At 57.8% G+C, this 26,700-nt stretch carries 22 protein-coding genes; 7 read left to right on the top strand and 15 right to left on the bottom strand.

Annotated features, from left to right (window positions below):
* On the bottom strand, positions 1-1,615 hold a 1,615-nt coding region (locus KMP13_RS20040; RefSeq protein WP_215267803.1), incomplete at its 3' end, for an Ig-like domain-containing protein.
* Positions 1,616-2,274: 659 nt separating this feature from the next.
* Here KMP13_RS20040 and KMP13_RS20035 point away from each other — a divergent pair.
* Complete coding sequence (locus tag KMP13_RS20035; protein WP_215267802.1) at positions 2,275-3,540, top strand: nucleotide sugar dehydrogenase; 1,266 nt, start codon at positions 2,275-2,277, stop codon at positions 3,538-3,540.
* A 107-nt stretch (positions 3,541-3,647) separates the two neighbouring features.
* Here KMP13_RS20035 and KMP13_RS20030 read toward each other — a convergent pair whose 3' ends face one another.
* Entirely contained in the window at positions 3,648-7,631 is a 3,984-nt protein-coding gene (locus KMP13_RS20030; protein WP_353055737.1) for a PEP/pyruvate-binding domain-containing protein, read from the bottom strand.
* A gap of 326 nt (positions 7,632-7,957) precedes the next feature.
* On the opposite strand from KMP13_RS20030, the gene KMP13_RS20025 reads away from it, so the two are divergent.
* Both KMP13_RS20025 and KMP13_RS20020 read left to right on the top strand, forming a co-directional pair.
* Positions 7,958-8,794, top strand: coding sequence for a PhnD/SsuA/transferrin family substrate-binding protein (locus KMP13_RS20025; protein ID WP_251363978.1), 837 nt, complete (start codon positions 7,958-7,960; stop codon positions 8,792-8,794).
* Positions 8,795-8,812: 18 nt separating this feature from the next.
* The gene (locus KMP13_RS20020) at positions 8,813-11,095 is read left to right on the top strand and encodes a response regulator (protein ID WP_215267800.1); all 2,283 of its coding nucleotides are present in this window, start codon (positions 8,813-8,815) and stop codon (positions 11,093-11,095) included.
* 44 nt (positions 11,096-11,139) lie between these two features.
* Here the strand turns inward: KMP13_RS20020 and KMP13_RS20015 are convergent, their stop codons facing one another.
* From KMP13_RS20015 to KMP13_RS20005, 3 genes are read right to left on the bottom strand one after another with little or no spacing between them, the layout of a single operon-like run.
* The gene (locus tag KMP13_RS20015; protein WP_215267799.1) at positions 11,140-11,964 is read right to left on the bottom strand and encodes a metal ABC transporter permease; all 825 of its coding nucleotides are present in this window, start codon (positions 11,962-11,964) and stop codon (positions 11,140-11,142) included.
* Positions 11,961-12,728 (bottom strand): ATP-binding cassette domain-containing protein, encoded by a 768-nt coding sequence (locus KMP13_RS20010; RefSeq protein WP_215267798.1) that lies wholly within the window; start codon positions 12,726-12,728, stop codon positions 11,961-11,963. The genes KMP13_RS20015 and KMP13_RS20010 overlap by 4 nt, the downstream gene beginning before the upstream one ends.
* Entirely contained in the window at positions 12,725-13,192 is a 468-nt protein-coding gene (locus KMP13_RS20005; RefSeq protein ID WP_215267797.1) for a Fur family transcriptional regulator, read from the bottom strand. Before KMP13_RS20005 ends, KMP13_RS20010 begins: the two co-directional genes overlap by 4 nt.
* A gap of 94 nt (positions 13,193-13,286) precedes the next feature.
* Between KMP13_RS20005 and KMP13_RS20000 the strand changes: the two genes are divergently transcribed.
* The 4 genes from KMP13_RS20000 (at position 13,287) to KMP13_RS19985 (ending at position 17,300) form a co-directional block, all read left to right on the top strand.
* Complete coding sequence (locus KMP13_RS20000) at positions 13,287-14,351, top strand: zinc ABC transporter substrate-binding protein (RefSeq protein ID WP_215267796.1); 1,065 nt, start codon at positions 13,287-13,289, stop codon at positions 14,349-14,351.
* A 118-nt stretch (positions 14,352-14,469) separates the two neighbouring features.
* Positions 14,470-15,771, top strand: a complete 1,302-nt coding sequence (locus KMP13_RS19995; protein ID WP_215267795.1) for an NAD(P)/FAD-dependent oxidoreductase — start codon at positions 14,470-14,472, stop codon at positions 15,769-15,771.
* Positions 15,772-15,972: 201 nt separating this feature from the next.
* On the top strand, positions 15,973-16,377 hold the full coding sequence (locus KMP13_RS19990) for a response regulator (protein WP_215267794.1): 405 nt from the start codon (positions 15,973-15,975) through the stop codon (positions 16,375-16,377).
* 68 nt (positions 16,378-16,445) lie between these two features.
* Positions 16,446-17,300 (top strand): fumarylacetoacetate hydrolase family protein, encoded by an 855-nt coding sequence (locus KMP13_RS19985; RefSeq protein ID WP_215267793.1) that lies wholly within the window; start codon positions 16,446-16,448, stop codon positions 17,298-17,300.
* Between the two features lie 18 nt (positions 17,301-17,318).
* Here KMP13_RS19985 and queF read toward each other — a convergent pair whose 3' ends face one another.
* The 10 genes from queF to KMP13_RS19935 form a co-directional block, all read right to left on the bottom strand.
* A complete protein-coding gene (gene queF / locus KMP13_RS19980; RefSeq protein ID WP_215267792.1) occupies positions 17,319-17,783 on the bottom strand; it encodes a preQ(1) synthase in 465 nt (154 codons plus the stop codon).
* A 15-nt stretch (positions 17,784-17,798) separates the two neighbouring features.
* Positions 17,799-18,506 (bottom strand): 7-carboxy-7-deazaguanine synthase QueE, encoded by a 708-nt coding sequence (gene queE / locus KMP13_RS19975; protein ID WP_215267791.1) that lies wholly within the window; start codon positions 18,504-18,506, stop codon positions 17,799-17,801.
* A complete protein-coding gene (locus tag KMP13_RS19970; protein WP_215267790.1) occupies positions 18,503-18,853 on the bottom strand; it encodes a 6-pyruvoyl trahydropterin synthase family protein in 351 nt (116 codons plus the stop codon). Before KMP13_RS19970 ends, queE begins: the two co-directional genes overlap by 4 nt.
* Entirely contained in the window at positions 18,853-19,548 is a 696-nt protein-coding gene (gene queC / locus KMP13_RS19965; protein WP_215267789.1) for a 7-cyano-7-deazaguanine synthase QueC, read from the bottom strand. Before queC ends, KMP13_RS19970 begins: the two co-directional genes overlap by 1 nt.
* 139 nt (positions 19,549-19,687) lie before the next feature.
* The gene (locus KMP13_RS19960) at positions 19,688-21,103 is read right to left on the bottom strand and encodes a 3'-5' exonuclease (RefSeq protein WP_215267788.1); all 1,416 of its coding nucleotides are present in this window, start codon (positions 21,101-21,103) and stop codon (positions 19,688-19,690) included.
* Positions 21,093-21,623, bottom strand: a complete 531-nt coding sequence (locus KMP13_RS19955) for a hypothetical protein (protein WP_215267787.1) — start codon at positions 21,621-21,623, stop codon at positions 21,093-21,095. Before KMP13_RS19955 ends, KMP13_RS19960 begins: the two co-directional genes overlap by 11 nt.
* Before the next feature lie 38 nt (positions 21,624-21,661).
* Positions 21,662-23,485 carry a DUF294 nucleotidyltransferase-like domain-containing protein gene (locus tag KMP13_RS19950; RefSeq protein ID WP_215267786.1) on the bottom strand — a complete coding sequence of 608 codons (1,824 nt, stop codon included), beginning with the start codon at positions 23,483-23,485 and terminating at the stop codon, positions 21,662-21,664.
* 108 nt (positions 23,486-23,593) lie between these two features.
* On the bottom strand, positions 23,594-25,381 hold the full coding sequence (locus KMP13_RS19945; protein ID WP_215267785.1) for a sodium:solute symporter family protein: 1,788 nt from the start codon (positions 25,379-25,381) through the stop codon (positions 23,594-23,596).
* A gap of 5 nt (positions 25,382-25,386) precedes the next feature.
* Positions 25,387-25,671 carry a DUF4212 domain-containing protein gene (locus tag KMP13_RS19940; RefSeq protein WP_215267784.1) on the bottom strand — a complete coding sequence of 95 codons (285 nt, stop codon included), beginning with the start codon at positions 25,669-25,671 and terminating at the stop codon, positions 25,387-25,389.
* Positions 25,672-25,844: 173 nt separating this feature from the next.
* Positions 25,845-26,525, bottom strand: a complete 681-nt coding sequence (locus KMP13_RS19935) for an adenylate kinase (RefSeq protein WP_215267804.1) — start codon at positions 26,523-26,525, stop codon at positions 25,845-25,847.
* Between the last annotated feature and the right edge of the window lie 175 nt (positions 26,526-26,700).

Here is a 26,700-nt window from a genome sequence, read left to right as displayed (position 1 = left end):
TGACGCGTGCAAGCGTCGTGCCGCCGGGTGTGGTTTCGGCAATTGGGTTGCTGGCGACCTCTGTCACAATGGGTGCGTCATTGACCTGATCGACGGTCACGTGCACCGTGGCGCTGGCGGTTTGGCCTGCGGCGTCGCGCACCGTATAAGTGAATTCTGTGACGCCGTTGAAATCGGCATCGGGGGTAAAGGTGACGGTGCCATTCGCATTGATGGTCGCCGTTCCATTGGCGGGCGTTGCAATAGCAGCCAGGGTCAGCCCTTCGCCGCTGTCGTTGCCCAACAGATCCAGGACCACGCTGCCGTCTTCGTCCAATGAGGCCGCATCATCCGTTGCCACAAGGTCGGGCAAGGGGGTTGGTTCGGGATCAGGTTCTGGCGTTGGATCCGGTAGAACATCGCTCGCCAGATCCGCCAGAGCCACGATCGAGCCGTCCGAGAAACGGACGTTTTCCACCCCGCGCAGCGTGCTTGTGTCCCCGGCTGCTGTGGTGATGGTGAAGGACCCATCCGCCGCCGCGACAACCTGGAAATCGGATGCGGTGCCGCGCAGCCACAAGAGATCCTCGCCCGCGCCGCCGTCAATTGAGTTGTTGCCTGCGGTCAGAACGATGTTGTCGTCACCGGCGCCTGCGTCGATCACATCATCGCCGCTGCGGCTGTCGATCCAGTCATCGCCCGCGCCCGCGTCAAAGTTGTCTGCGTAGCGTCCGCCAAAGAATGTGTCGTCAAACTCCGACCCGCGCAGGGTTTCGACATCTGTGGTGACATGACCAAAGGCCAATGCGGTGTCCAAAGCGCTATCCGACAAGGCGTCGTCTTCGCCTGCGGAATTGGTGTTGAGCGTATTATATGTGGCGGCGACGGTCTCTCCGTCGAACTCCGCTGTCGCGCCGGTGTGGGTTACGGTGTAGGCGGCAGTGTTTTGTTCGATGCCCAACGCGCGGCCCAGATCGCCATAGCGACCCACCGATTGAATGGTCAACCCTTGGGTCTCGCCGGCGAAACTGGCGGCGTCGTCGCCGGAGCCGCCGTCAATCAGCGCGCCTTGGCCACCACGAACATAGAAGTCATCATTGCCCGCTTCACCGTACAGTTCCTTGTCGCCGCCCAGCGAGCGGACGTAGTCATTGCCGTCGCCTGCATAAAGCGTCGCGTCCTCGTCATAGCCAAAGTAGCGATCATTGCCTGCGGTAGCCACGATGCTTTCGACGTTGAGTGCGACGCTGCCCAGTTTCAGCGTGGTCTCCAACGCGGTTGCGGACAACAGATCCGTGGAGCCTCCAAAGGCGCGGTTATCGTTCAAAGAGAAATGGTTGGCGGCGACGGTTTGACCGTCGAAATCCGCAGTGGCGCCCAGCGTGTTCAGGATAAATCCGGGTGCGCCCAACTCTCGTCCAAGCGAGGACCAACGGCTGATGGCGGTGATGTCGACGCCCTCACTGCCCTCAGCGTCAACGGCGATCAGGTCACGGCCTTCACCGGCGTCATAAAGCGTGCCCAATGTGGGAACCGCCGCGATGCTGTCATACCCTTCGGGCAGATCAAATGCGGTCTTAGCCGCGGAATTTTCAGCAATAATATCTGCGGTGATTTTAGAAATCAAATTTTCCAACTCTAGTCTCCGATAGTGTTTTTCGTAGGCATTCTTGAAAGCTCATATTCACAAACATGAAGGCATGAGGAGGAGTTCGTCCAGTCGCGAATATTTAAAATGTCGGTCTATATTTATGCTGAAGTTCAGGCGGATTTCTGTGAAATTCGCATTTTGGAATTTGATGTGATGTTTAATGGACTTTCCAACGATCACTTTTGAAAACTATAAGTAAAACGAGGTGGTCAATGATGGTTAACTTCGCTATCTATCGTTAAGACATCGGAAATGACACGGATTATCTGTCGTAAATCAAAGAGATGGATGCGTTCATAGTGTGCACTTTTCGCGCGGCTACACGATGATAGGACATCCAAAGTGCCTTGCGCCCGATCAGGTGTTTGGTGACTTTTCCATTTGTGTTTCGATTTAAACGAGGTGGTAATTTTTTTTGTTTTACCGAAGCCGCTTCTGTTTATTTATTGCTGTTATATATTTGTGGTGGATTTTTTTTTTCGATTGAGCTGAACGTCATTAACCTGTGTTGCTCTTCTGTTTAGCGGTAATTAAATTGTCGCATTATTTCCTATGCGCGTCGATCTGATCAATTATTCCGTCCGAAATGGTTGATGTTCGCCGCGATCTGCCCTTTATAGGTTTGACCGCAGGAGTGAGCGTTTATGACAGAGAAAATTGGGGTCATTGGCCTGGGATATGTTGGGCTGCCGCTGGCTGTGGCCTTTGGTCAGTTGGGGCCAACCGTGGGCTTTGATATTGATGCAGCCCGGATTGCGGCGCTGCGGGCCGGGCAGGACGACACCCGCGAAGTCACCGCAGGCGACATGGCGCAGGCCACTCATCTGTCGGTCACGGATGATTTTGCGGAATTGGCGGCGTGCACTGTGTTCATTATCACCGTGCCGACCCCGGTGGATGAGAGCCACCGACCGGATCTGCGCCCCTTGAAACGCGCGTCCGAGGCGGTGGGCGAGGTGTTGAAACCGGGCGATCTGGTGATTTACGAATCCACCGTCTATCCCGGCGCGACCGAGGAAGACTGTGTTCCCATTCTCGAACAGCGCAGCGGGCTGGTGTTTAACACAGGTTTTTTTGTCGGCTATAGTCCGGAGCGGATCAATCCGGGCGACCGGCAGCGGCGGTTGGCGGATGTGGTCAAGGTCACATCAGGGTCAACGCCTGAAACGGCGGATCGGGTGGATCAGCTCTATCGTCAGATTGTCACCGCCGGCACCCACCGCGCGCCCAGCATTCGGGTGGCAGAGGCGGCAAAGGTGATCGAGAACAGCCAGCGCGACATCAATATCGCCCTGATCAATGAGCTGGCGATGATTTTCAACCGGATGGGCATCGACACCGAAGCGGTGTTAAAAGCCGCCGGGACCAAGTGGAATTTCCTCAACTTCCGCCCCGGATTGGTTGGCGGTCATTGTATCGGCGTTGACCCCTATTACCTGACGCACAAGGCAGAGTCGCTGGGCTATCATCCGGATATTCTGCTCGCGGGTCGGCGGTTGAACGACGGGATGGGCACCTATGTCTCGCAACAGATGGTCAAGGCGATGATGCAACGCGGCTGTGCCACGCCCGAGGCGCGTGTTCTGGTCATGGGGTTGACGTTCAAGGAAAACTGCCCCGATCTGCGCAACACGCGGGTGATTGATGTGGTGCGCGGGCTCGAAGGGTTTGGTCTGCAGGTGGACGTGCATGACCCGCTGGCACATGCGGATCAGGCGAGGGCCGAGCTGGGCGTCAATATGGTAGAGGACATCGCCGCAGGCACCTATGACGGGATCATTTTGGCGGTGGCGCATGACAGTTTCAAAGCGCTGAGCGCGGCTGAGATCCGTGCTTTTGGCCGCGAGGGGGCCACATTGTATGATCTGAAATACATCCTGACCGAGGATGAGGCTGACTTGCGTCTATAAGGTCGCGAACGCTGATCGGGAATATATCGGGCTAGAACAAATCTGACCGGAAAAAATCGGGCGGCCCATGAGCCGCCCGATCTGTTTTTGAAACCCCGTGACGCGGTTTATGCGATGTGGACCACGGTTGCGTCCTCTTCCAGTTCGGCGACGATTTCACCGGAGTCTGAGACGGTCACCAGTTGGTTGGGATGCAGGCTGCGCAGACCTTTGCAGGAGACCAGCATCATCTTGTTCTTCTCGCGCGCGACGATGGACATATGGCTGAGCCAGCCGCCAACCTCGCTCAGAACCGCGCCGGATTGCAGCACTTGTGGCAACCAGGCCGGGTGCACCATCTGACAGACCAGAATGTCGCCTTTTCTGAAGCCTTGAAACAAGGTTTCCACATCGCTGCCGTCATCGGCAAAGTCATCGCTGACCCGGAACACACGTCCCGTGACCGTGCCGCCGCCTGCAACACAGGTGCCGCCCAGGGTGCCGTCATCGGCGGCCAAGGTGCGGCCCATGGACAACAGCTCCATATCCTGCAGGGTCAAGGCGACCTCGCCCGGTGCGGATTTGCGGCGCAGATCTTCCACGGCTTTGCGGTCCGCTGCGATCTCTTTTAGAGCTGCAAACGCGCCGGGTTCGGCCATGATCAGTTCGTCCAAGGTCAGGCAGAAGATCAGTTCCTCCAACCCGGTAACCTTGCCCAGGCTGATCAACGCGCGGCGCAATTCGGCCAGAACGCGCAGGGCCTCATGTTTGGCTTGTTCTTTCAGATCCTGGAAGGCGATTGCGTGTTCCAAAGTCTGGCGGAGAGGTTCTGGCAGATGGGCAGGCAGATCCGGGGTGGTGTAGATCGTCTGCACCGGGGTGACCACGAGGTTCTGCAACAGCGAGGGGGCCTCGCGATACCGTGGCGCGCTGAGCTCATAGTCGAACATCGACCGATGTCCCATGACCTGCAGCGCTTTGTCGATGTCGCCCTCACATGACGCCAGCAGATTGGGCGGTGAATGAGGCGCTTCGGCCTGCATCAGATGGGCGCGCAATGCGGCGTCACCTGCGGTTGCGGTCTGTGCCTCCCCTTGGGTGAAGGTTGCGAGAATATTGACCTTTTCCGCTTCGACATAGATCTCTTGCACAAATTGGTCGCGCATCTTGGTGATGGATTTGACCAGTTCCTCGTGGGGCAGCTGATCGAAATCCAAGGCTTGCCAATAAAGAACCTCGCGCTTGAACGCGGGCAGGGTGGTGGATTGGAACTCCGCCAAAAAGGTGCCCGCACGTTTGCGCAACTGTTTCGCCTGACCCGCGCTGAGCGACAGCGCCATATCGGATTTGATCCGCGTGTCGACAAAGGTCTTGCCAAAGAGGTTGACCAGATGGCTGCCGGGCTCTTCCTGCAGTTTGTAGGGCACGTTCAAGGCACGGCACGCGTGGTCAAGGCTGCCGCCGGGCGCCCAGACGTTGTTCATCAGATCAAAAGACATGCGGGTGGGGCGCGGCAGAACCTCGGACATTTCGTCCTGTTCCAACAAAACCTCATCCGTGGGGCTGCCCGCAAACCGATCCAACAGGGCATGCCATTCCAGGCTGCGCTGTTGCTGTTCGGGCGTGCCAAGCGCCAGAGTGGTGATGTCGCGGCTTTGCAGGATGCGGAATTGTCCGTCCTGATAGGCCCATTCCACATCTTGCGGCGCGCCAAACAGCGCCTCGATCTTGCGGCCAAGCTCCAAGAGCGGCGCGAAATCGGGGGTGTCGGCCGTGGTTTCGGCGATCTCTTGACCGGTGTAGCGGCCAAAACGGGCAACCTCTGGTGTGACACGGCCCGAGACCAGCGCCTCGCCATTGCCTTTGACCCATTCCAGCATGATCATACCGGGGGCTGTGGGGTCCTGGGTAAACAGAACGCCCGCCAGTTCGGCGTCGACCATTTCTTGCACCAGAACATTGGCCACACCGCTGTCACCCTCGTCGCCGTAGCTTTTGCTGCGGTCAGAGGTAAAGCTGTGATGCACATGGGTCAGCGCGTCGCGCATGGTGTCGCCGGTGACATCGAGAACCGAGTCAAACACCCCGGCAAAGCTTTGTTCAGCGCCATCTTCGTTGCTGGCTGAACTGCGTACCGCACAGGGACGTTCGCCCACGGATTTCCAGATTTGCGCGGCGAGATCCTGTTGTTTTTGCAGGGGAAGCGCCGCCATACGGTCCAGCGCGGGGCCTTTGACGACCACACCACCGGGCACCGGCAGACCGGCGTTTTGCATGACCGACAGGCGATAGGCTTTGTTGCCGGCCTGTGTCAGCGCATCGCTTTCACGTAAGGCGTGGATGTCCTGGGGCAGGGAGCGATTGACCATGCGGGCAAATGCTGTACGGATCCAGGCCAAAACCGGCTTATGCGCCTCAACCACATAGGCGCGTTGCGCCAGCAGTAGCGCCAGGCTGAAACAGAGATAGGCGTTTGCCGCAAAGCTGAGACCGACAACCATGGCAAACAGCACCGGCACACCGAGCACAATCCACAACAGACGGGCACGCGGGGTTTTGGCAACCGCCCACAACAGATAGACAGCCGCCAGCGCAGAAAAGGCCACAGGCATGATGTAATAAGGGTCCGGCAGACCGATGTTCTGGGTCCAGGCCAGCGCGGATCCAACCGTGGTTGCGGCCTGACCTGCGGCGGTGACACCCAGCATCATGATCGGCAGGAAGGCCAAGGCCATCATATTGCGCATCGGGGTCAGCCCGTGTTTGGCGTAATGGCCCTGAATGGCGCGCGCTTTGCGCACCGGATCATCCGACAGACGTTTTTTCAGCGCAGTCAGTTCATCCTTGGTGGCGGCTGTGGTCAGCTGGTCCCGCTCGGACTTGAGCGCGATGGGCAGTACCAACAGGCGCGTCAGCAAAGACAGCGCAAACAGGCCGGCCAGCAGATGCAGGTGCGCATGGCTCCAGACCAATGCGGCGGCCACGGCGGCGATCGCTTTGTCCCACAGCGAGGAGTTCTGATCGCTCAGCCAATCCTGTACGTGGGCTTTGGGTTTTGGCGGGACGAAAAATTCCCACGGCAGGGTATAGCGACCCTGATAGTCGATGCCTTTGCGTGTCAGCTCCAGCCCCAAGGCCTGCGCCATGAAACAGCTGCGCCGGTCATAACATGCGGCCACGGTGGTTTTCTGTTGCAGCGCGTCGATGCGTGCTTGTAGGTCGCTGGTGGTGATGGCGCGAATGGGGATGTTGATCGCACCGGGCAGATGGCCGCTTTCGAAATCACCGGGATAGCGGGTGTCGATGATTTGCAGATCGCCGGCGTTGTAGAGTTCGTTGAAATCCGTGGTATCCAGCAGCGCATCCTTGTTCGGATATTCTGGCAGGGCGCGCAGGTCCGACAGCGAACGGACTTCGGTGTCGCTAAACGGGCGACCCTCGACAATCCACTTCTCCAAACCGCCAGCAACAAAGCGGCAGTCGATGCCCAGTTTCGCCAGTTCAGCACAGGTTTCCGAACTGCGGTTGCCATTGTGACAGAACAGCACGACCTGTTCCCCCGGAGCCACCGGCACGGACTCGCGGAAATCGGGGAATCTCACGTGTTGTGAGCCGGGCAGTGTGCCCATTTCATTCTCGCCCGTTTCACGAACATCAAAGAAACGAGTGGTGCCACTGGCCAGCAATGCGGCCGCATCCTCGGTTGAAATGCCCTGCGGGTGCGTCAATTGCGCAGAAAAACTGGTTTCCTTCAAATTTGCATCTTTGATTTGGCTGCCCTCAAATTGAGCAGGCCGCAACAAAGTTGCCTCAAGCCGGGCGCGTTTCGCCGTCTCGGTGCTGGTGTATTGCCAGTAGTTTCCGACCAAGAGCGCGATCACCACAAGCGTCAGCCCAGCGATCAGCTTCATCGGGTATTGCCGTGCCGCACCTTTGCGCGGTGCAAAGCCGAATTTGGCGGCGATGGCGGCACCCAGGCCGGATACCATGGCCACGCCGACTGCAAGCACTTGAGAAAGCGAGGAAACAGAGCCGATCACCAGCTCAGGAGATGGGATTGCATAGGCGGGTGTGATGAATCCAAATACGAGAAGATAGCCTGAAATAGTCACCTTATGCAAACTAAGTGAATGCTGGTTATGTAGGTTTTTGAAGTATCTTTTCACGGGTATTCCTGACGACTCAGTCGTGAAGTTAAAGTTTGTGTAAGATTTATGACAGATGATCAGAAAAGATTACTTAAAAGTTAAAAGAAGAAAGCGTAATTAGACATAAACAAAGAGATGCTTATTCTGCAGCCCCTTAATGTTTTGCTGCTACTGTGAGTTCAGTAAGGATCGTGCAACCTGTTTGCGATAAGCTAAATTCGTGTACGATCGGGGATAAGATATTTGAAATGGAATATCATATGACACAGTTACTGAGCTTTGGTCAGCGGATGGTTCTGACCCTGTTTGTACTCGTGACGTCCTTTGTTCTTGTGGGCGAACAGGCTAACGCAGAAATCAACCTAAAATTCGGGACTTACGCGGCGGACAAGCCCACTGAGACTGTGAAGAAATATCGCCCGTTTCTGATGTTCCTCGAGAGCCGCCTGTCTGCCGAACTAGGGGAAGAGGTCAACATCGATATGGTGATCGCCAAAGAGTATGAGACCAGCATCGATCAGCTTGCCACCGGTGAGGTTGACTTTGCCCGCTTTGGTCCTGCGTCATACGTCCATGCGACGACACAAAACCCCGGTGTTCAAATTGTCGCGATGGAGTCAAAGAACGGGCAGAAAACGTTCAAAGGCATCATAGCAGTGCACAAAGACAGCAATATCGAATCGCTTGATGATCTGGCCGGGCTGACATTCGCGTTTGGCGATGAGCTGTCCACCATCGGGCGCTACCTGTCGCAGGCGGTCCTGATCGAAGCGGGTATTTCCAGCGATGATCTGCATTCTTATGAATTCCTAGGTCGGCATGACACGGTCGGTCTGGCCGTTGGCGCCGGTAAATTCGCGGCAGGCGCGCTGAAGGAAAGCACCTTTAAGAAACTGGTTGCAAGCGGCGTGCCAATCCGTGCGTTGATGAATTTCGACAATGTCACCAAACCCTGGCTGTCCTCTGCCGACATGCAGCCGCATGTCTATGCTGCTATGCAACGCATCATGTTGGCATCCGAGAACGAAGAAACCGTGCGCCGGGTCTCTCAAAACGGTTTCCTTTTGGGCGCAGACGATGATTATCAAGAAATCCGGCAGGCGATGAAACGCAGCAGCGATTTCTGACTGAAACGAAGCAAGAAAATGAAACGCACAGGCATCCTTTCACAGATAGTACTGTCGCTTTCACTAGCGGCAGTACTTGTTGCTTATGTCGTCGGCTATGTCGCGCAGACAACTGAAGCACAGCGTCTGAATGAACAATTGGAAGAGCAAGCAGATCTGACCGTCTCTTTGTTGAGTGGTCTGATGCTGGAATCGATCATCATCGAAGACGTGCCGGTGCTGCAGACAGGGTTGATCGAGGCGATCGCCCGCAATCCCAAGCTGTTGTCGATCAAAATCCTGAACACCAACGACGACGTTATCGCCGAAGCTGCGGCCGCAAGTGAAGCTGAAGAGGGCTCATTTGTCATGTATGAACGCCCGATTGAGCTGGACGGTTTTGCCTTTGGCGAAATGGTTGTGTTGTGGTCGACGCGCGAAGGCACCGCTTTGGTGCAGGAACGGGTGCAACAGACAATCATGTGGACCGGCTTGTCGGTTGGCGGGCTGTCACTGTTGGTTTGGGGCTTGGTTCACCTTTTGGCGCTGCGTCCTTTGGGTATGATCCATCAGCGGATGTCAGATGCGATTTCGGGCATGAAACGCCAACGCCGCCCCTTGCCCTGGTATGCCTCGCGTGAATTTTGGGCGTTGAACTACTCGGTCGGCGTGCTGGAAGACACCTTTGATGAGCGGGACGAACGTGAATTTGCGCTGGAGCAGGCACGTGAATCCGCGGATATCGCCAACAAGGCCAAGTCCGAGTTCCTGGCGAATATGTCCCATGAAATCCGCACCCCGATGAATGGTGTGATCGGCATGGCCGAGCTGATCCTTGAGACAAAGCTGGATGACGATCAGCGCATGTATGCGGACACGATCTCCAAATCCGGATCTGCTCTGCTGACGATCATCAACGATATCCTGAATTTCTCCAAGATCGAAGCGGGCAAGATGGAGCTGGAAAAAGCACCGTTTAACCTGCTGCATTCGCTTGAAGATGTCGTGACGTTGTTGTCGCCCACCGGCAATGACAAAGGGGTTGAGATCGTGCTGCGCTATGATCCGACCCTGCCCGAGGTCTTTGTTGGCGATGTGGGCCGCTTCCGCCAGATCATCACCAATATCGCGGGCAACGCGATGAAATTCACCCTGCGCGGCTATGTCTGTATTGAGGTCACCGGCGAAAAACGCATGGGTGAACATATGCTCAACATCGCGGTGCGCGACACGGGTATTGGTATACCGCAAGAAAAGCTCGACACGATCTTTAGCGCCTTTGAACAGGTCGACGGCGCGGCGACGCGGAATTTTGAGGGCACCGGCCTTGGTCTAGCGATTTCGGAACGTCTGTTGAAACTGATGGGCGGGCGCATCGCAGTCTCGTCAACTGTGGGCAAGGGCAGCGTGTTCACCTTGTCGGTGCCGCTCGAGGTGAGCGCCGAGGCGCCGCCGGAAGCCTATGCGTCAATGGATATGAAGGGCTTGCGGGCGCTGGTGGTTGACGATCTGGAGGTCAATCGGATCATCCTGTCTGAGCGTCTGCAAACCTGGGGCATGTCGTGTGTGACCGCCAATTGCGCGGCGGATGCGTTGAATATTCTCAAAGAGCGCGGCGATAGTTATTTCGATCTGCTGCTGCAGGACTTCCAAATGCCGATAATGGATGGCGGCGATCTGGCGCGTCAGGTGCGGACCTTGCCCCATTGCAAAGATCTGCCGATCATTGTTCTGTCGTCCGTTGAACAGCCGCTCGACAAGGATGAGATTGACGAGCTCATGCCTTGTAAAGTGACCACCAAACCGGTACGTGCGGCGCAGTTGCAGCGGGTCATCAGCACCATGTTGTTGACCGGAAAAGACAGCGGTCAAGAGATCGCGCCAGAGACGCCGAAGGCAGAAGGCGAATTTGACCGCCGCGTCAGCGTGTTGATGGCCGAGGACAACCGCACCAACCAGTTGGTTGTGAGCCGCATGCTGAAAAACGCGCCGATTGATTTGGTGCTGGCGGCCAATGGTCTGGAAGCGGTCAATCTGTTCAAACGCAACCGTCCCGACATTATCTTGATGGATATGATGATGCCGGTCATGGACGGTCTGCAAGCCACCGAAGAAATTCGAGAGCTGGAAGCGGCCTCGGGTTTTGGTGAGCATACGCCAATTATCGCCCTGACTGCCAATGCGTTGCAGTCCCACAAGGACAAGTGCCTTGCTGTTGGAATGAATGACTTTTTGAGCAAGCCGATTAGCAAGAAAGCGCTTTTGGATGCCTGTTCGCGTTGGGCCAAAGACAACGTACCCGTGGAACGCACCGGCACCTAAATAGCCATGATTGACCTCGATGGGGTCAAATTCGTTTTGGGGTCTTAGGTGTCTTTGCTGCTGCGCAAATGACGGCGATCAAACACGGTTTTCACCAGGCTTGCGACCATGAAACACCCGGCTGCGACGGAGACAATCGTGGGGCCGGTTGGCGTATCTCCGACAAAGGACACGTGCAGGCCGCTGAGCACTGCAAAAATCCCAACCGCTGCGGCAAACATCGCCATACGCTCCGGGGTGTTGGAAAAGGCGCGCGCGGTGGCGGCCGGGACAATCAACATGGCGGCGATGAGCAGGACGCCGACAACCTTGATGGCGACGGCGACCACAAGCGCCAGGGCCAGCGTCAGCACCAACTGCTCCCGCCGAGGGTTAAGGCCGGCCGCATGGGCCAGATCCGGGTTCAACGTCGACGTCAACAATGCCGACCAGCGCCAGACCAACAGGGCCAACGTGGCCGCAGCCCCCATCCAGATCACCATCAAATCATATCGGCTGACGGCCAGAATATCGCCGAACAAATACGACATCAGATCGATGCGCACGTCTTGCAAGAAGGACACCGCAACCAGGCCCAGTGCCAGTGAGGAATGCGCCAAAACGCCCAGCATCGTATCCATCGCGTAGCCACGGCCCGACAGCGACGACACGGTGGTGGCCATGACCATCGCCGTCACCAAGGCCCCGCCCAGGATCGACACGTCAAACGATAGCGCCAATGCAACGCCCAGGATCGAGGCGTGCGCGGTTGCGTCGCCAAAATAGGCCATGCGCCGCCAGACGACAAAACATCCCAGTGGTGCCGCAGCCAAAGCCAATCCAATCCCGGCCAAGGCGGCCCGGACCAAAAAATCATCTAACAGGCTCACGCTGCGGTTCCTTCCTCTGAATGGTCGTGATCGCAACCGCTGTCATGGCTGTGGTTGTGTTCGTGGCGATACAGCGCCAGCGCGCCTTGGGTGCCATTGCCAAACAACGCCCGATATTCTGGTGCTGAGGCGACAAATTCCGGGGCCCCTTCGCAACAGATATGACCATTCAAACAGATCACCCGGTCCGAGGCCGCCATAACCACATGCAATTCATGGCTGACCATCAACACGGCACAGCCCAGATCTTGGCGCACGGATTCGATCTGGCGGTAGAATGCAGCGGATCCCGGCTGGTCCAGTCCCTGGGTGGCTTCGTCCAGGATCAGCAGATGGGGTTTGTTCAACAGCGCTCGCGCCAACAGCACGCGCTGGAACTGACCACCGGACAGGTCGGTCATCTGGTGATCGGCCAGCGCCGAAACACCCGCCTGCATCAGCGCCGCATTGGCGACGGTATCTGACACCCGTTTCGGCAGGCTCAAAAACCGGCGCACGGTCAGGGGCAGCGTCGGGTCGATGTGCAGTTTTTGCGGCACATAGCCGATTTTCAACCCTTTTTGCCGCGCAACGGTGCCAACGGACGGGTTTACGGCGCCAATCACATTGCGCAGCAACGAGGATTTGCCGGATCCATTGGGGCCAACAACCGTGACAATCTCACCCTGTTGAATGCAGAAATCCACATTGGACAGGACCGTGCGGCCGCCATAGGTCAGGCTGACGCCGTTGAGGGAGACGAGGCTGGACGTTTGTTCGGTCATTGGCATTTGGGGCACAGGCCCTCTGCTTCGACAATCGTGCGCTCGATCTGGAAACCCGCCGACCGCGCAGCCTGGCCCAATTGGCCGTTGTAGGGTTCGGAATGTGCCTCGGCGACCAGCTCGCAATTGCGGCAAATCATAAAGATCGGCGCGTGGTTTTCGCCGGGATGGCTGCAGGCAATAAAGGCATTTAGGCGCTCAATCTTATGGGCAAAGCGGTTTTTCACCAGGAAATCCAGGGCACGATAGGCAACTGGAGGCTGGGACTTCTGCCCTTCGGCGCCCAGACGTTCCAGGATCTCATAGGCTCCCCAGGCGCGGTGCTCTTCCAGCATGATCTCCAACACACGGCGGCGAATTGGAGTGAGCTGAAGTTTCTTCTCAGCGCAGGTCAGGGCAACCTTCTCGATTGCACCTTTAACGCATTGATTATGATCGTGAGTCTCGAAATTTGAAGAACGCATCAAAGCCTCCAGACACGCCACGTTTAGAACTTGATATGTTATCACATGCAGTATAACAACCCATGATATGTTATACAATTACATGGAGTGAGGCATGAAATCGTCTTTTTGCGCAACTTTGGCCGCGCTTTTGTCGACAACCGGATTGGCACTGGCGGATGCGCCCAAAGTGGTCACGGATATCAGCCCCGTTCACGGTCTTGTCTCTCGCGTGATGGCAGGCGTCGGAGAGCCAGATTTGCTGGTGCGCCCCGGCAGCTCCCCGCACGGCTACTCGATGCGCCCGTCCGATGCACGTGCGTTGAGCCAGGCGAACCTGATTGTCTGGATCGGTGAAGCGCTGACACCGTGGTTGGAGCATCCGATCGAAGAGCTGGGCAGCAACGCCCATGCGCTGGAATTGTTGGAAGTCGACGGTAGCGTTCTGTATGAATTCCGCACCGGTGCCACGTTTGATGCGCATGATCACGGCGATCATGATGACCACGACGACCATGCGGATCATGACGACCACGACGATCACGCGGATCATGAGGGCCACGGCGATCACGCGGATCATGAGGGCCATGACGATCACGCGGATCATGATGACCACGATAATCATGCAGGCCATGAGGGCCACGATAATCATGCAGGCCATGATCACGATGGTGTTGACCCGCACGCTTGGTTGTCGCCTGAAAACGGCAAAGCTTGGCTGGCTGTGATCGCAGAAGAACTGTCAGAAATCGACCCGGACAATGCGGTGACCTATCAGGCAAATGCTGCCGCCGGTCAGGCCGAGATTGATGCGGTTGTTGCCAGCCTGCGGGTTGATCTGGAGCATGTCGAAGATCATCCCTTTGTCGTGTTCCACGATGCGTATCAGTATTTCGAGCGCAGCTTTGGTTTGGCGGCGGCCGGGGCGATCTCTATCGGGGATGCCAGCAAACCGAGCGCCGCGCGTATCGCGGAAATCCAGGACACCGTGCGGGATCTGGGCGTCGATTGTGTCTTTGCGGAGCCGCAGTTCAACAAAGGTTTGGTTCACACCGTGGCCGAAGCGGGCGACATCAAAGAGCTGGAAATGGACCCCTTGGGGCTCTCCATCGAAATTGGCTCTGATTTCTACGTGAACTTGTTGCAAGGCATGGGCGACTCGTTGGCCGCTTGTAAGTAAGATCCGCTGGCGCGCGTGCACCTTCAGGCGCGCGCCAGTTTATTTGATCATATTAAGCTGGATCAAATGCACCCTTTCTGGCACATCTGACAGTGCGTCGAACAAAGAGGATGCATCAATGGATCTGCTGACCGCGAATGATCGCGCGGGTGAATACCCCAAATCCTATTATGCGGCGACGGCCAAACCGTTGGAGCGTTTCCCGCCGCTCCAGGGGCAGGTCACCTGCGACGTTTGCGTGGTGGGCGGCGGGTTTATGGGCCTGTCCAGCGCGTTGCACCTTGCGCGTCGGGGGTATGACGTTGTTCTGTTGGATGCCCAACGGGTTGGTTTCGGGGCATCGGGGCGCAATGGCGGCCAAGTCGGGCAGGGCCAGCGGGTTGAGCAGGACGAGCTGGAACAGATGTTGGGCGTCGAACATGCCCACAGTCTGTGGCGACTGGCCAATCAATCCGTCGATCTGGTGAAGGAACTCGCGGCCTCGGACCATGTGCAGGCCGATTTCCATCCTGGTATCATCCACGCCGATCACCGGCAGCGATATGGGCACCACAGTCGCGCCTATGTTGAAAAGCTGAACGCCGACTATGGATATGATCAAATCCGCTACCTTGATCAGGAGGAGATGCGCCATCTGGTTGGCTCCCCTGCCTATTTCAGCGGCACCTTGGATATGGGGGCGGGACATATCCACCCGCTGGCCTTTGCCTTTGGTCTGGCGCGTCTGGCACGCGCGGCAGGCGTGCGGATCTATGAGGAAAGCAAAGTCTCGCACATCACCGAGGACACACAGGTCAAGCTGCGCACCGAAACCGGACAAGTGCTAGCGTCGCAGGTGGTTCTGGGGTGTAACGGCTACTTGGGCGATCTGGCGCCGCGCGTCGCGACCAAAGTGATGCCGATCAACAATTACGTTGTGGCCACCAAACCGATTGCGCCAAAGCTGCAGGAAAAGCTGATCCGCAACAATTATGCGGTCGCGGACAGTAAATTCGTGGTCAATTACTTTCGGTTTTCCGACGATCACCGTCTTCTGTTTGGCGGGACCGAGAGCTATGGCTATCAATTCCCCACAGACATCGCCAAGGCCGTGCGCCGTCCGCTACGCGAGATTTTTCCCCAGATCGGTGACATCGAAATCGATTATGCCTGGGGGGGGACGTTGGGCATTACGATGAACCGGATGCCGCATTTTGAACGTCTGTCCGGCAAGGTCATGAGCCTGTCAGGCTTTTCCGGTCACGGAGTCGCAATGGCTACATTGGCGGGGCAGATCGCCGCCGAAATGGTGGCAGGGCAAGCGGAGCGATTTGATGCATTCGCCCGTATTCCAAGCCAAAACTTCCCCGGAGGACCCCGTTTTCGCAGCCCGTTGTTGGTGCTGGCTATGTTGTGGTATTCATTGAGAGATCGCCTGTAAGCTCTTTACGTAATCGCACTACATCAAGTGTTTAACACACATTCAGCAAAAAATAGGTGTTCCCAAGTGTTAATTTTCAATGTATGGTTGAGTCAGTTTTGACCAATTTTTTCTGTTTAGTGAGTATGCCGCTTTGGGGCTGACCTAGCGAAGAAAGAGCGATCGCTGGCAACATGCGGCAAGCCGGTAAAAGGCGTTTCCATGCCGAGATCCAATACGATACTGATCATAGAAGAAGACGCGACGGTCCAGTTCATGATGCGCAAAATTGCACGCGCATTGGACATCAATGTTGAGACCGCTACGTCTTGTTCCGAAGGGTTGTTCAGGCTGCGTGAGCGGCCCTCTCAATTTGCGATGATCATTGTGAACTTACGGCTTTGTGCGGCAGGTCACGATGACACCGTGCAATCCATTCGCGCCGATCAGCACCCCGAGGTGCGCGGGATCCCAATCATTGGGGTCACCGAAGAGGACAGCGTTGCCGAGGTTTTGATCAGCCAAACCCAGGGCGTGGATGAGCGCCTGCATAAGCCCGTGACCCCCGCCGAGCTTTTGTCACTGGTGGACCGCTATTTCACCGCTCCTTTGGTTGCGCGCGGCTAGCCAGTATCCATTGCCTTTTGCCGCGCTGGCGGGTTTTCTGCACCGGAAATGGATACGGGGCAGATGCAATGAAATTCGTACGATACGGCACAAAAGGCGCCGAAAAACCAGGCGTGATCGACCAGGGCGGCATGGTTCGCGACCTGTCGCAGATTGTCGGCGACATCGCAGGCGAAGTGTTGGTCGCGGATCAGTTGGACCGTCTGAAGACGTTGGATCTGTCAGACCTGCCCTTGGTTGAGGGCACCCCCCAAGAAGATCTACGGTTGGGTGCCTGTGTGGGCGGTGTTGGCAAATTCATCTGTATCGGTCTGAACTATGCCGACCACGCGGCCGAGGCCAAGCTGGATCTGCCAAAAGAGCCCATCATCTTTAACAAATGGACCTCGGCGATTTCGGGGCCGGATGATGATGTGGAAATCCCACGCGGTGCCGAGAAAACCGATTGGGAAGTTGAACTGGGCATCGTGATCGGCACCGGCGGGCGCTATTTCTCCACGGAGGAAGCGATTGATCATGTCGCCGGGTTTTGCGTGGTCAACGACGTCTCTGAACGCGATTTCCAGCTGAACCGCGGCGGCACCTGGGACAAGGGCAAGGGCCACGATACCTTTGGCCCGCTTGGCCCCTGGATGGTCACCAAGGATGAGATCGCAGATCCCGCCAACCTTGGCCTGTGGCTAGAGGTGGACGGCACGCGTTATCAGGATGGCACCACCGCAAATCTGATCTTTGATGTGCCGACGCTGGTGTCTTATTGCAGCCAATTCATGAGCCTGCAGCCCGGCGACGTTATCTCAACCGGGACGCCTGCGGGTGTGGGCATGGGGCTGAAACCACCGGTCTATTTGCAAGGGGGCGAGACCATGCGCCTGGGCATCGACGGGCTTGGTGTGCAAACCCAGAAAGTGGTGCGCGCCTAAAGGCGGCGCGCCACCGAATTAGCCACGACCACGATAGGGGGGCACGCCTTGGTCAGGGATCCAAACCCCGGCGGGCGTCTCTCCGGTCTGCCAGAAGACATCAATCGGAATGCCACCGCGCGGATACCAATAGCCGCCGATGCGAAGCCATTTTGGCTCCAGAAACTCCACCAGACGCCGCGCGATGGAGATGGTGCAATCCTCGTGGAACGCTCCGTGATTGCGAAACGCGCCGAGGAACAGTTTCAGCGACTTGCTTTCCACCAGCCAGTCACCGGGCACATAGTCGATCATCAGATGGGCAAAATCGGGCTGGCCGGTCATCGGGCAGAGCGAGGTGAACTCTGGCGCGGTGAAGCGCACATTGTATGACACATCCGCCTGCGGGTTCTGCACCCGCTCCAAAACGGCGTCTTCGGGGGAGGTGGGCATAACCGTGTCGCCGCCCAACTGTTTGAGATCGCTGTAAATACTATCAGTCATATCATTGTCCTCGGATCAGACGCCCCGTTTGTTGCCCCACAAGAGCACATGGAGCTGGGGAAGAATACGCGGTGTGAACCAGGCATCAGAGGTGGTTTTGTCAACCAGCCATAGCATGCGGTCGATGTTGTCCTGTAGCTCGATCGCTTGGTCAGGGTCCGACGTTGGATTGCCCGGTTGCAGATACAGTTGCAGATCCGGGTAGCGATCCGCCGCCAGCCGCGCCCATGCATAATCCGCATCGTCAAAAATCACGATCTTTAACACGGTATCGGTGCTGGTTCCGGCCGCCGCCAAACAGGCATCAAACGCGTCCCAATCGGCGCGTTCACCGCTGGAGGGCGGCTTGGGCGACAACACCAGCGTGTCCAAATCGGCAAACCAGGGTTTTGCAATCGACCCTTGGGTCTCGCAGGCGAACCGATACCCGTTGGCCTTACCCAATGCGATCACATCGGTGAAATCCTGGATCGCCGGGTTGCCGCCGCTGATCGATACGGTCAGTGGGGTGCTGCGTGACAGGCGTTGAACCTCGCCCCAGACCTCATCAGCGCTCATCGGAGTCCACGTGTGGCGATAGGCGCTGTCGACCGCGTGCAGACTGTCGCACCAGCTGCAGCGGAAATCACAGCCCCCGGCGCGAACGAATACGGTGGGTTCCCCGATCAAGGCGCCTTCGCCCTGGATCGTGGGTCCAAAAATTTCGGCAATGCGCAGGGTCATGGCCGGTATTCTGCCCAGATCTTGGGGGTTTCAGAGACGCGGATCGCCGACACCTCATCCCAGCGGGCTTTGCACCAGTCATAGAAATGTTTCGCCAGGACCTCGGACGTTGGCATGTCCAGCACATCGTTCAGATGACGGTGGTCGAAACATTCGTCGATGTACGCTTTCAGCGCGTCCAGATCGCGGTATTCGCGCACAAACCCATGTTCGTTCAGCTCAGCCGCCGCAAGTTCGACAACAACGATGTAATTGTGACCATGCACGCGCGAACAAGGGTGGCCGTCAACCAATGTGGTCAAACGGTGGGAGGCGGAGAACTGAAACTCTTTGGTGATGCGGTACATTATTGGGCCCCCTTAAGCGCGGCTTTCCAGAAGTCCGGGTCTGCGTAATCTGTGGGGTCTTGGATGCCCGCCAGATCAAACGCCTCGCGCCGTTCGACACATGTGCCACAGCGCCCGCAGTGGATTTCGCCCCCTTTGTAACAGGACCAAGTGTCCGCAAAAGGCGTGCCAACGGCGGTGCCTTCGGTGGCGATATCGGCCTTGGATTTATGTACAAAGGGCGTGAAAAGCTTTACGTTGGCATAGCCATCTAACGCCGCCGCCTGCATCGCATTGAAGGCCTCAGTAAAGGCCGGGCGGCAGTCGGGATAGATAAAGTGGTCGCCGCCGTGCACCGCCGTGGCCACCGCATCATCGCCATTGGCAGCAGCAATGCCAAAGGCAATGGTCAGCATGATTGCATTGCGGTTGGGGACTACGGTGACCTTCATGGTGTCTTCGGCGTAATGCCCGTCGGGGACGTCAATATCATCGGTCAGCGCCGATCCGGTCAGCGCCGCGCCAATCCCGCGCATATCGATAATGTCATGGGGCACGCCCAACCGGGTTGCGGCGGCGGCAGCAAAATCCAGCTCTTTGCGGTGGCGTTGGCCGTAGTCAAAAGACACCAGCCGGGTAAGTTCATGCTCTTGTGCCACGATATGGGCAAGCGCCACGGAATCCATTCCGCCAGAGCAGACAACAATCGTTTTCATCAGTTTGACCCTTGTTTTGATAACCGGGTAGGCTGCGACCGGTATGTGGGGCCTTTAACGCGGGTTTTGCCAAAAGATCAACATTGAATGCGTCGAAACAGTTTCAAACGGCGGCGGAGAATGGGTGTGTTTGCAGGGCTCAGTTCAGATCTTCGAGCAATTTTCCGTGTTTGCGGGTTTCCTGCAGGATGCGTTCAAATGTGGTCAAACCGCGCGCGTTTAACATAGGCAGCATCTTGCACAGAACCTCGGCGGTGGCATGGGCGTCCCCCAATGCGGTGTGGCGCAGGGCGGCGGGAATGGTGACATCCAACCGTGCGCACAGCGCGTCTAACGTATGGGTCGCACTGGCACCAAACAGGATCGCGGACAACAGCACCGTGTCCAGAATGGGCTGATCCCAGACCAGTTGCCCCGATTTGCCGTAGCGGCGCATAAAGGCCATATCAAACGGCGCGTTATGGGCCACAATCACCGCCCCTTGTGCGTAGGCGTGGAACCGTTCCGTGGTGGCAATGGGGTCCGGCGCGCCCGTGACCATTTTATCTGCGATTCCATGCACTTTGGTGGATTCTTTGGGGATGGGGCGGCCCGGATTGACCAGCGTATTCATTTCTTCGCCCGCAACAATACGGCCATTCACAACCCGCACTGCGCCGAGTTGCACGATGTCATCCTTGTGCGGCATCAACCCGGTGGTTTCGGTGTCAAACACCACAAAGTTCAGCGCGTTCAGGGGTTGGTTTTCCATCGGGCCGAGTCGGTTTTGCGCATTGGTCAGCGCAAAGTCATAGACCAGCGGGCGGGCATCATCCGCATCCATCAGCGCGTGCGCGTCATCCAGCACGATCATATAGCCATCCCCCCGGCTGAGCGGCAGCAGGCGGGCGTCAATCTCCAGATCGCCTTGGGTGGTGCGCAAGGTCACCGACAGGCAGTTGCGTTTGGCTCGCAGGGTCTTATGCGCCGCAAGGATCTGGGATTTATCAAAATAGTCAAAGATGGACGCATTGAGCCGTGGCACATGGATTTGCGACAAAACTCCGGCGGCCTGCCCATCATAAAGGGTGATCTGATGGGCGGCGTTCACCAGCACAATGGCCAGGGGGATATCGGTGAACAGGGCTTTGAGCTGTTCACGATCCGCAGCCAGCTGTTGGGTGGCGTCGGCCACTGCGCGTGCGGCGGCGGTGCTGCTGTGGGACAGTTGCCCGGTGACGGCCCGCGCCGCCGGGGCCAGATCGCCCAGATAGCGCGCATCGTTGGTGTCCATGGTGGAGGCAACACCGGCGTGCGCCCGACTGCGCAGATCTGCCGACAGGCGCTCGATCGGCTTGGCGACGTTTTCGTCAAACAACAACCAGACACCGGCGGTAACCCCCAGAATACCAAGCGCGGCGACCAGCCCGGCATAGGCCAGCGCGCTGTTCAGGTCCCGGCCTTGGGCATGGCGCGCCCCCAGGAACAGGCCCAACCCCACAGCGGCGAGACCGGCCACCGCAATCAGAGCGAAAAACAGCAGAACCCGTGTGCGCAGCCCTAGGTCACGTGGCATTGTCCCCTCCGCACAAAGCCTTCAGCACCGCGTCATCGGGGGCCGAGGACACCCAATCGGCACCTGTCACACTGCCGTCGGCATTGAATGCGATACCATCTGCAAGGGCGGCGCGTTTGCCGCCGGGGCAGTCGGCCAGAACAGGCAATTTATGCACCGTGGCCCAGCGACCATAGAAATAGAGATCGGCGAGAACCAGGCCCGGATGGTCATCATGGGTACGCGCGTTTGGTTCATCCACCGCAACAAAGCGATCCACGTAAGGGAAGGCCAGCGTCCAGGGACGAAAGGCGGCCTTGTTTTCAACGGTTTCCGCGATCACCATGCCTTCGGGCAGGCTGGCGCTGGTGCGGCTGTACCAGCTGTATTCGTTGGAAATTGTGACCCCGATCATCGCAAGGCCGGCGGCCACGGGCGTCAACCAACGGGGCAGGCGGCTGCCGGTGAGCTTGGTCACCAGCATCATCACGCCTGCACCACCAACACCGGCCAGGATCGTTGCAAGCAGTTCCAGAAACATTGTTGTCCTCCCAAAAAGCGCCGGGTCGACGCTTGTCTTTAGCTTAGCACACCGCGCCCTTGAGCGGCGGCGGATTGCATTGTTTTTACCACCACAAAAGCATCGCGCAGATGGCTGCGTTCCAGGTCTGATAGTTCGGCGGGCAGCAGGTAGTTGTCGGGTGCCTTGCCCTGTTTGATCAACGCCGCCTGACGATGCAGCCGGGTTTCGGCGATCATGTCATAGGCATCCAGCAGATCATGCGCCCCGGATGCGCTGAGCCCGCCGGCATGGGCGGCCTCTTCCAGGCGGGCGCGGCTGTTGACGGATGTCAACTTGCCCTGCAGCGCATAGATCCGGCCCAGATCAACCACCGGCACCACGCCGTTGTGTTTGAGATCCAGCTGGTTTTTATGCTCCCCCGACCGGATCGTGGCCAAGCCGCGCAGCAGTCCCAGAGGCGGCGTATGTTTCAGCGAATTGGCCATCATATGCGCCACAAAGATCGAGTTTTCGCAGGCCTGATCCAACGTTGCCTCTTGCAAATCGGCAAACAGACTGCGGTCGCCGGCAATGGCGCGCAGGTCGAACATGACCGAGGCCAGCATCTGCGCTTCGGGATCGGGTTTGGTGATCCAAGTGTCGAAGTAGTCGCGCCAGACCTTGAGCGGCTGACACCAACGCGGGTTTGTTGCCATCATGTCACCGGGGCAATAGACATAGCCACAGGTGTTCAGCCCATCGCAGACAAAATGCGCCAATTTCTGGAAATATGCCTTATCCGCGTCCGACACATTATCATGCAGGATCAAGCAGTTGTCCTGATCACTGACGCCGGTCTGTTCACGCCGCCCTTGGGAGCCGCAGGCAAGCCACAGATAGGGAACCGGAGCCGCGCCAAACTGGTCTTCGGCCAATTCCAACAGCCGCAGGGTGACCGCATCGGCGACATCGGTGATCAGACGGGTGACCACTTCGTGGCGGTTGCCGGCGCCGACCAGATGCACCAACAGGGATGGAATACGGGCGGTGACCTCGGCCATTTCTGCGGCGCTTGTGGCGTCGGTGATATGGTGCAACAGCTCGGCCGAGGTGACGGCCTGAAACCGGGTCAGGTCGGTCTGGGTGATCATCCCCACCAGCGCGCCGTTTTCCACAATGGGCACATGGCCAATGCGGCGGCTGATCATCAGGTGCAAGACGTCCGACCCCAGTGCGGTGGGCGGCAGGGTCAGCGGATCGCGGGCCATAATGGCGCCCACGGGCGTGTCGGGCGGCAGACCGTTGGCTACAACCTTGTTGGTCATATCCTTGGTGGTCAAAATGCCGAGCAAATGCCCGCCCGCCCCAACACATAAGGACGAGATACGATGGTCCCGCATCATCTGCGCGGCTTTGTGCACGCTGTCATCGGGGGCACAGCATTTGGGATCAACGGCCATCAGATCCAGCACCCGACTGTTTGCAAGGCTTTGATTTGTCGTCTTTTCCGCCCGCGAGCGGTCAAAGAATTTACGGGCGGCGGCACTGGCGGTCAGGAAGCGTTCAAAATCGGGCGGGGAAAGACGCAGGATCAGACTGTCTTCCTCAGCACGGGCGGTGGTGACGGCGATGCCATCGCGCAAAAGACCGCGTTCGCCAAAGGAATTGCGCAGCCCCAGATGGGAGACAACCGCGCCGTTGCCATCGGTCACCTCAACCGCGCCTTCATAGATCAGGAACAGGCCGGGCGCGGGCCGGTCGAATTGATAGATCACACTGCCGGCGGCGTATTTTGTCGCGGTGAAACTCTGGGCGAGCTGATCCAGCGCCTCAGCCTCAAGCGAGTCGTAGGGGTGCACCGATTTCAAAAATCGGGTGATCTGATCCGAAGTCAAAGCCATGGGAAACACCCTTTGAAAACAACAAGTCCTGCTCGGCTGGGAGGTGGCGAACAGGACCAGATTTGCGAGGGGTTGGGCAAAGGGTCGACCCTGCCCAACCGCGCGGTCTTAGTGGTCCTGCGCTGCACCTGCGCCACGGGGGACGCGGACGCTTTCGACAAGATCCACGATCTCTTTCGGGGTCTCTTTGGTCATGCCAGCCACAACAAAGGCCACCGCAAAGTTCACCGCCGCACCAATCGCACCAAAGGAGGTGGATTTGATGGTGCCAAGCAGCGGATCAGCGTCTGTGAAGCTGTTGGTGTCAGGAATGAAGAACCAACCTTTGTGCAGGAAGATATAGAGCAGGGTGATCGACAGACCTGCAATCATACCTGCAACCGCGCCGGTGTTGTTGATGCGGGTCGAGAAGATCCCCATCATCAGCGCCGGGAAGATCGAGGCCGCCGCGAGACCAAAGGCCAGAGCCACAGTTTGCGCCGCAAAACCCGGAGGGTTCAGGCCAAGGTAGGTGGCAACCGCGATTGCAACGCCCATGGCGATACGGGCTGACAACAGTTCGTTCTTTTCCGAGATTTGCGGATTGATCGAACCTTTGATCAGATCGTGGCTGACAGCTGATGAAATTGCCAGCAACAGACCCGCCGCAGTGGACAGAGCCGCCGCCAGACCACCCGCAGCCACCAGACCAATAACCCAGCTGGGCAGGTTGGCGATTTCGGGGTTGGCTAGAACCAAGATGTCACGGTTGAACTTGGTCAGCTCGTTGCCCGCCCAGCCATTTGCCTCGGCTACTGCGGTCATATCGGCGTTTTTGTCGTTATAGTACTGGATCGCACCATCGCCGTTTTTGTCTTCCCATGCCAACAGGCCGGTTTTCTGCCATGTGGACATCCAGTCATACTGCGGATCGTTTTCGATCTGCTGCACGGTGACAGCACCCCCATCGATGCCGCCATTGGGCCACATCATTTCGGTGATGTTCAGACGCGCCATCGCACCCACAGCCGGAGCCGTCAGATAAAGCAGAGCGATAAACACCAGGGTCCAACCCGCAGACCAACGGGCATCCGCCACGCGGGGTACGGTAAAGAAGCGCATGATGACGTGAGGCAGACCCGCAGTACCGATCATCAGCGACAGGGTGAACAGAACCATGTTCAGCGTGTCGGAATGGTGGGCGGTGTATTCGTTAAAGCCGAGCTCGGTCACAATCGCGTCCAGTTTCGCCAGCAAAGGCTCACCTGATGCGGCGTGATCGCCAAACAGACCCAAGGCCGGAATAGGCGTGCCGGTCAGTTGCAGCGAGATAAAGATCGCCGGGATCGTATAGGCCATGATCAAAACGCAATATTGCGCAACCTGAGTATAGGTCACACCTTTCATGCCGCCAAACACCGCATAGGCGAATACAACACAGGCACCGATCAACAGACCAGTGGTATTGGACACCTCAAGGAAGCGACCAAAGGCCACGCCAACACCGGTCATCTGACCGATAACATAGGTGGTGGAGGCCACAATCAGGCAGATCACCGCAACGATACGCGCGGTCGGGCTGTAGAAGCGGTCGCCGATGAATTCGGACACGGTGAATTTGCCGAACTTCCGCAGATACGGGGCCAACAGCAGCGCCAGCAGAACATAGCCACCGGTCCAACCCATCAGGAACGACGAATTGTCATAGCCGGTAAAGGCAATCAGACCAGCCATCGAGATGAAGGAGGCCGCAGACATCCAGTCGGCGGCTGTCGCCATGCCGTTGGTGACCGGGTGCACGCCGCGACCGGCGGCGTAGAATTCAGATGTGGATCCCGCACGGGCCCAGATCGCGATGCCGATATAAAGCGCAAAAGACGCGCCCACAAACAGCAGGTTGATAACAAACTGGTCCATTAGAATTATTCCTCCTCGACGCCGTGTTCACGGTCCAGCGAGTTCATGCGCCAGGCGTAAAAGAAAATCAGGCCCAGAAAGACCAGGATAGAACCCTGTTGTGCGAACCAGAAGCCAAGGTCCGTGCCGCCAACCGAGATACCCGCCAAAAGCGGGCGCAGCAGAATGCCAAAACCAAATGATACCAGCGCCCAGATAACGAGGCTGACGTAGATGATGCGCAGGTTGGCTTGCCAGTAGGTCTTGTCAGACTCGCTGGCTCCTGTCGCATGTGTGGATTGATCCGTCATAGCGGCTCTCCTTTTCCTCCATACGTGGGCGTTCCGATTGTCCTCCCCGAAACACCCGCTCCCTTCGATGCCCGGCGTGTTGGGGCCGGGTTGTGCCCCCTGTTGTCCTTGAAAACACAGGATGAAACGGGGCTGCCCTCAGGCCGGGACTGCCCCCGGTCTGGCGGCAATATTCACAGTGAATTGGTGACGATATCGCCCAGGGCCACGGTGATCTCATCGATCGCGCCCATGGCATCGACCGAGGCGAGGACCCCTTTGGTTTGGTAATAGCTGACCAGCGGTGCGGTCTGCGCGTGATAGGCTTCCAGCCGGCTGGCCACGGTTTCCGCCGTGTCATCGGCGCGCCGTTTCATCTCGGTGCCGCCGCAATTGTCACAGGTGCCTGCGACGTCGGGCTGTTTGAAGCTGTCGTGATAGCCCTCACCGCAACCGGCACAGGTGTAGCGGCCAGAAATACGCTCCACCATGGCGGCATCATCCACATCCATGCTGATCGCTGCGTTGATCCGCTGACCGGTTTCATCCAGCAAAATATCCAACGCCTCGGCCTGAACCGTGGTGCGGGGGAAGCCATCCAGAATGACGCCCTGTAGGCAATCGTCTTCGCCCAACCGGTCGCGCAGGATCGCAATCACGATCTCATCCGAGACCAGACCCCCGGCGTCCATCACCGCTTTGGCGTCCTTGCCAGCCGGGGTTCCACCCGCGACGGCAGCGCGTAACAGATCGCCGGTGCTCAGCTGGATCAGGCCGAATTTCTCTTCCAGGCGGCGGGCTTGGGTGCCCTTGCCGGCGCCCGGAGGGCCAAGCAGGATCAGAACTGCGGGGCGGGTAATGACATCTCCGTCCATCATGGCAACTCTCCTTATGAACCAGCGCGATTTTTGATGAGGTCGTCGACGACGGATGGGTCGGCGAGTGTTGATGTGTCGCCTAGGGATCCAAAGTCGTTTTCGGCGATTTTGCGTAAGATGCGGCGCATGATTTTGCCGGAGCGTGTCTTTGGCAGGCCGGGGGACCATTGGA

This window comes from Epibacterium ulvae (assembly GCF_018678075.1).
GTDB lineage: Bacteria > Pseudomonadota > Alphaproteobacteria > Rhodobacterales > Rhodobacteraceae > Epibacterium > Epibacterium ulvae_A.
This window is presented reverse-complemented; position numbering and strand designations above follow the sequence as displayed.